Origin of the sequence: Streptomyces sp. NRRL S-87, assembly GCF_000719335.1 — a bacterium.
Classification (GTDB): domain Bacteria; phylum Actinomycetota; class Actinomycetes; order Streptomycetales; family Streptomycetaceae; genus Streptomyces.
Genome location: NZ_JOGB01000239.1, coordinates 1 through 263, shown reverse-complemented (window position 1 = coordinate 263; position 263 = coordinate 1). Strand labels below are relative to the sequence as shown.

The window sequence follows — 263 nt, the reverse complement described above, 5'->3', positions numbered from 1 at the left end:
AACCAGCCGCAGACGCTGGCCGGGGTGCTGGACATCGAGGCGTCCGAGAAGGCCGCGCGGTTCGTGCAGATGTGCGACGCGTTCAACATTCCGATCATCACGCTGCTGGACGTGCCGGGCTTCCTGCCGGGTGTGGACCAGGAGCACGGCGGGATCATCCGCCACGGAGCCAAGCTCCTGTACGCGTACTGCAACGCGACCGTGCCGCGGATCTCGCTGATCCTGCGCAAGGCCTACGGCGGCGCGTACATCGTCATGGACTC

Annotated in this window: 1 protein-coding gene; it reads left to right on the top strand. The window is 66.5% G+C overall.

Annotation, left to right across the window (positions count from 1 at the left end; genetic code table 11):
* Positions 1–263, top strand: a 263-nt coding sequence (locus tag IF43_RS0135900; RefSeq protein WP_030211388.1) for a carboxyl transferase domain-containing protein, incomplete at both ends; no start/stop codon positions are given.